At 36.5% G+C, this 5,694-nt stretch carries 7 protein-coding genes; all 7 read right to left on the bottom strand.

What is annotated here, in order from left to right; genetic code table 11:
* The coding region (locus A5867_RS07025; RefSeq protein ID WP_140397120.1) for a DUF1972 domain-containing protein at window positions 1-647 on the bottom strand (647 nt) is incomplete at its 3' end.
* A 30-nt stretch (window positions 648-677) separates the two neighbouring features.
* Complete coding sequence (locus A5867_RS07020; RefSeq protein ID WP_087627223.1) at window positions 678-1,373, bottom strand: sugar transferase; 696 nt, start codon at window positions 1,371-1,373, stop codon at window positions 678-680.
* Window positions 1,374-1,384: 11 nt separating this feature from the next.
* Window positions 1,385-2,149 (bottom strand): CpsB/CapC family capsule biosynthesis tyrosine phosphatase, encoded by a 765-nt coding sequence (locus A5867_RS07015; protein ID WP_087627222.1) that lies wholly within the window; start codon window positions 2,147-2,149, stop codon window positions 1,385-1,387.
* A gap of 23 nt (window positions 2,150-2,172) precedes the next feature.
* Window positions 2,173-2,877 (bottom strand): CpsD/CapB family tyrosine-protein kinase, encoded by a 705-nt coding sequence (locus A5867_RS07010; protein ID WP_087627221.1) that lies wholly within the window; start codon window positions 2,875-2,877, stop codon window positions 2,173-2,175.
* Between the two features lie 13 nt (window positions 2,878-2,890).
* Window positions 2,891-3,670, bottom strand: a complete 780-nt coding sequence (locus tag A5867_RS07005; protein ID WP_087627220.1) for a Wzz/FepE/Etk N-terminal domain-containing protein — start codon at window positions 3,668-3,670, stop codon at window positions 2,891-2,893.
* 16 nt (window positions 3,671-3,686) lie between these two features.
* A complete protein-coding gene (locus tag A5867_RS07000; protein WP_170927561.1) occupies window positions 3,687-4,634 on the bottom strand; it encodes an LCP family protein in 948 nt (315 codons plus the stop codon).
* Between the two features lie 27 nt (window positions 4,635-4,661).
* Window positions 4,662-5,531 (bottom strand): hypothetical protein, encoded by an 870-nt coding sequence (locus A5867_RS06995; RefSeq protein WP_087627218.1) that lies wholly within the window; start codon window positions 5,529-5,531, stop codon window positions 4,662-4,664.
* Window positions 5,532-5,694 lie beyond the last annotated feature (163 nt).

Here is a 5,694-nt window from a genome sequence, read left to right as displayed (position 1 = left end):
TTAACTACTTTGTTCTTATACCATTCTCTTACCGTCTTATCGTTACTTTTTAGATTACTCATCCCTGTATCTGTACCATAAGCAATATAAGTCGTTTTTGGATTATACTTTTTATAATCGTCTTTAATATATTTCTCAATATTTTTGCTATCACAAATTAGTAAGTCAGCTTTTTTAACCATTAATTTTTCCGATAGCTTCCAATATTTCCTAACTGGATAACTCCATTTTGCACGTTTCCATTCGTGTCCATCCGGATTGACGAATAGTTTACCATTCAATTTAATTATTTCTTTCTTTATTTTGTTAATAAAAGGTCCAATACGACAAGCTAACACATAAAATACTGGTTTATCATCGTTATTTTTTTTCGATATTTCAATAGCTTTTTTCAAAGCTAATATATCATATAATACGGCTTTAGCTGGACCCACATTAGGAACTCTAACATTAAAGCATTTCGCTCCATTGTACTCAAAATACTCTTCGTAGATTTCTGATTTTATTGAATTCTCTTCCATACATGCAACATAATATTGTATGTTTGTATCCACTCTGTTTTCAGTTAATTTCTCAACAAATGTTTCAAACCCTCCATATTTAGCTGGTATACCTTTTGATCCAATAATATAAATACTTTTATTCATGAACTACTCCTTTTAAACCTTGTTTTTACGCTAATACGCACCATTTGGAAGGATTATAATTTTAAATGTCTTTAATATTATTTTAAAATCATTTGCTAAACTTTGATTACTTATATATTTTAAATCCAATTCTACCATCTCTTCAAATCCCACATGATTTCTTCCGCTGACTTGCCATAAACCAGTACAGCCAGGTTTTACTAATAATCTTTGCTTTGAAAAACTAGTATACTCTAAAACTTCCCTTATTAATGGTGGTCTAGGTCCTACTAAACTCATCTCACCTTTTATTACATTCCATAACTGTGGGAGCTCATCAATACTCGTTTTTCTTATAAATTTTCCGATTTTGGTAACTCTGGGATCTTCTTTCATTTTGAACATTGCCCCTTGAACCTCATTGTGTTGAAGCAAAAATTCTAGCTTCTCCTCAGCATCTACACACATCGAGCGAAATTTGTACATTTTAAAGGTTTTTCCATTTTTTCCAACCCGTTCTTGAGAAAAGAATATTGGACCGGATGGGTCTTCTTTTTTTATTTTATATGCAACAATAAGAAAGAGTGGTGAAAGAACTACCAACCCGATCAAACTTCCAAAAATATCAATTATTCTCTTTACAAATAAATATAAATATTTTGAATCAATCTCTTCTTTCTTTATTAATATTTCTTCCCTAACTTTTTTTGTTTCCCTGTTTAGATTAGATACATTCACTTCATCCACCCTAATTCCTCCTAGAACAATCCAAACTTTTTCTTTTTGGCTACTAAAAATTCTGGATAATCTACTTTGTCTCCATTCACTAAATCTCTTGTCACTTGCTTCATTAATGAGACTTTTCCTGTCCCATACTCATCCGCTATCGCATCATAAGCTTCTTTTAGATAAAAGGATCTTTTTTTTACCCCATGAGCATCCGAAGCTACCATCTGAACCAAATTATGTTCTACCATTATTTTTGCCGTTTTTTGAATATCTTTACCAAATACCCCGACGTAGCTTGGAGCAGTAAGTTGTGCCAAACAACCCATTTCTAAAAATGGAATTAGATTATTAGGATCCTTTCGAAAATGAGCATTTCGTTCTGGATGAACGATTACAGGAACTTTCCCCATTTGTAATAGTTCAAAAAAAACTTGTTCTGTATATGAAGGAACTTCCATTGTAGGAAATTCTATCAAGATATACGTATCCTCAAGGTCTGTAAATAAAATCTTATCTTTTCGTATATCCTCAATTAAATCACCTGTAATTCGAACTTCTTGTCCTTCTAGTACAGTTAACGGCAGCTTTCTTTTGTCTAATTCTGCCTGTAAAGATGCGACAAGAGAAATGACCTCTGACCTAGGATTTGTATATTTCCCATTATTATGATGTGGTGTACACAAAATATGTGTAATACCTTGACTAACAGCTTGTTCAGCCATGGCAATACTTGCCTCAATATTTTCTGCTCCGTCATCAACACCTGGTAAAATATGACAATGTAAATCAATCATTTCTCCCGTCTCCTTTATATCATTTAGTTTCCATAATAATAGTAATAGCCTGAATCCTTACTATTTTCGGCGCCATTGTAAACAACTCCTAAAATTCTCGCTTGAACCATAGTTAATAAATCTTTTGCTTTTGCAAGAGACTCCTTACGGGAAACATTTTCCCGAACAACCAGCAAAGTGCCATCTGCTTTCGATGCCATGATCTGTGCGTCCGTAACTGCGACCACAGGAGGCATATCGAAAATAACTACATCATACAAATTCTTTACTTCTTCGATCACTTGATTCATTCGAGAAGATCCTAAAAGCTCGGATGGATTTGGCGGTTTAGGTCCACTAGTTAGCACAGAAAGATTATCGATAACCGTTTTTTGTGATGCTTCTAAGACGCTTGTCGTCGTGCTTAACACTGTACTTAAACCAGAAGCGTTGTTTAGGTTAAATGTTTTATAAACCGTAGGCTTACGCATATCGGCATCAACTAATAACACCCGCTGACCAGATTTTGCAAAGACGACTGCTAAATTCGCAGAAGTCGTAGACTTTCCTTCTCCTGGACCAGAAGATGTAATTACTAATGTTTTGATCTGTTGATCGGCTGAGGATGCAAATTGAATATTCGTCCGTATTGTTCTGTATTGCTCTGAAATAGGTGACGATGGATCAACCAATGTAATTAAGCTAACCGCATGTGTTTGTGTCCCTTTATGCTCTTTTATCTTCGCCATTCATCTTCCCCCCTTAAACTCTTGTACGGCTACGGCGCGATTCAGCTGCCTTGTCACCAGTATTTTTTTTGATCATTTGTATTGATGGTTTCTTTTGGATCGTTGCATTTACTTCTTTGGCAGACATTTGCGGAACTGTTCCAAGAATCGTAAAGCCTAATGTTTCTGTAACATACTTATTATCTTTGACCGTTCGATCCAACAATTCCAGTAAGAAAGCAATACCAACACCGACTAAGATTCCCAAGACTAAACCAATTGCTAAATTAAGTTTATTGTTTGGGGATACCGGGGAAGAACTTGCTTCTGCGTTGGAGATGATCGAAATTTTGTCCACGTTTAATACATCTTTCGCGTTTTCTTGGAAGACCAACGCTGTAGTATTTGCGATGTTTGCAGCATAAACAGAACTAGTATCTGTAGCCATAATAGAAAACATTAGAGAATTTTGTGATTGTGTTACTTCGACAGAATCCTTCAATTCTTGCACGCTTTTGTCAATGCCATATTCTGATTCTATTCGGTCTTTGACCTGATTGATAACCAAATCTCCTGTAACTAGTTCTTTATACGTGTTGATCATTTGTAGATTCGTATTTACATCATTTGCATTTGTTGTTTCGGTTTGTGGCAGAGTAACGATCAATTGCGCTTGAGAACGATACTGGGGTGTAAGAACAAAAAAGGTAACAATCGCTGCTAACGCCAAGCCAACAAACATCGAGATTAATATTGATGTCAGGTGTTTCCGTAATATATCAAATATTTCTTTTAAACTAATAGTCTCTTCCATATTTCTCCACTTTCTTCTAGTTATTGATATCTAACTGGTCTTTAAGGATAGTTTGTACACGATTTAACTCTTCATCACTTACACGCTGATACGAGATGCCATCTTGCATGAATCCTTCACCTTGAAGCTGGTCTTGTTTGATTGTTTGAAACGCACTGAGATAATTCATTGCCAATGTCCGCATATCATCAAAACTCATATCAGTTTTCATATTGTTCTCAACTGCATTCAAGATAGTCTGATATTGAGTAACCCCATCTAGACTGAGAACTTTCTTTACGATTGCTTCAACCATCTTACGTTGTCGGTCTTGTCTGCCGTAGTCTCCATTGGGATCATCATATCTCATTCTTGAATAAGCGAGTGCTTGTTCTCCGTTTAATTTTGTACGTCCAATTGTAAAATCAAAACCATCCTTTGAAAAAGTCAAATCATTATCAACTTCAATACCGCCGACCGCATCAACTAACTCTTTCAAGCCTTCCATATTAAGTGACACGTAATGATCAATTGGAATATCTAAAAACTTCTCAACCGTGTTCATAGACATGGCTGCCCCTCCAAAGGCATAGGCATGATTGATTTTATCTGTTGTTCCATGTCCTACGATATCAACATAGGTATCGCGAGGAATACTCACCACCGTCGTCTGATTGTCTTGAGGACTGATGGTCGCCACCATCATGGTATCAGAACGGCCTTGTTCGACTCTGCCTAAATCACCGGTATCGATCCCCATCAGTAAAACCGAGAAGGACTCTTGTTGGGATAGATCGACATCATTTTCACGTAGGCGATCTTCTCGATCACGCTCGACTGATTGATAAGTTTCGTTAATTGAGTTTGACACATCAAAATATAGTTTGGCAGCGACACCGATCAATCCGATGACTAACACTGCGACGATTGAAAAGATAATTAAAAAAATCTTTTTTCCTTTTGACATTTGCTTTCCTCCAGTTATCTCTATTTTCTTTGATACATATTTCCATTAGTAGACAACGTCTGAACTTTGATCTGTCCAGGTGCCGTCTCCTGCGGATGTATCCTCTGAATAACTTTCCGTTGAAGCGGGGGGTGTATACGTGCTGTATCCTGTGTACCCCATTTGGGTAGCGACTTTGTCTGCTAATTCGGTGTATTTCTCTTTCAATTCTTCATTGCGAACTTTGCTGATACTGTCGACTGCACTCAGGTATTTTTCTAAGGTGACTTCACTGGTCACCTCATCCCCATCAAGCATTTCATCAAAAGTTTCTTGTAATTTTGCAATGCGGTCCAATTGAGTATCCGCATATTCTAAATAGGAAACAACTAACTCTTTCCATTTACTATCCTCAAAAAAGCTCAGATTTTCACGGACATTCCCAACATCCGTTTCTTTTAGATCGGCTCTAATGATGACATCATTCTCAGCACTTTGCCAATTTGAAACGCCTTCAGTAAATAAGGCTTCCGTATCCGCTTGTACTTTTAATTTTGCCTCGATGTCTTTTAGTTGATCATCAAGGGCGGCTTTTTCTTGTTGGATCTCGACTGACTCACTTGGTAATGCATCATCATCGATCCCATAATCGTCTGCAGATACTTTCACTGCAGAAAGTTTTGCGACTGTTTTAAGAACGTCTTCCTCTTTAAGATCTTTTCTTAAAAATGTTTGGTCCTCGTTGCTGTATAATTCAGCAATTTCATTAGACAACTCGTTGATGCGATCTTTTTCGCTGGCAATCGCTGTCTGTGCGTATTCGACTCGCTGCTGATATTGCCTTTGGTTATTTTGTCGGTAACCAAAGAAACATATTGCAACTGCGCCAATACCCACGGCTAAAACAGTCAAAGTCTTTACTAACGGCTTTCCCATGAACACACTCCCTACTTCAATTGTGCTTGTTTAAGCATGCTGCCTTCGTCTGACATAATAAAGGCAATTCTAGTTTATTATAAGAGAAATGTATCATTAAATAAAGGAAATTCCTGTTTTTTCTTTTTAAAGATATATTTTTCATCTATAAAAAGCTTATATA

The organism is Enterococcus sp. 6D12_DIV0197, assembly GCF_002174385.1.
GTDB classification, from domain to species: Bacteria; Bacillota; Bacilli; order Lactobacillales; family Enterococcaceae; genus Enterococcus_D; species Enterococcus_D casseliflavus.
The sequence above is the reverse complement of the archived record's forward strand: the minus strand, read 5'-3'. Positions and strand labels throughout refer to the sequence as shown.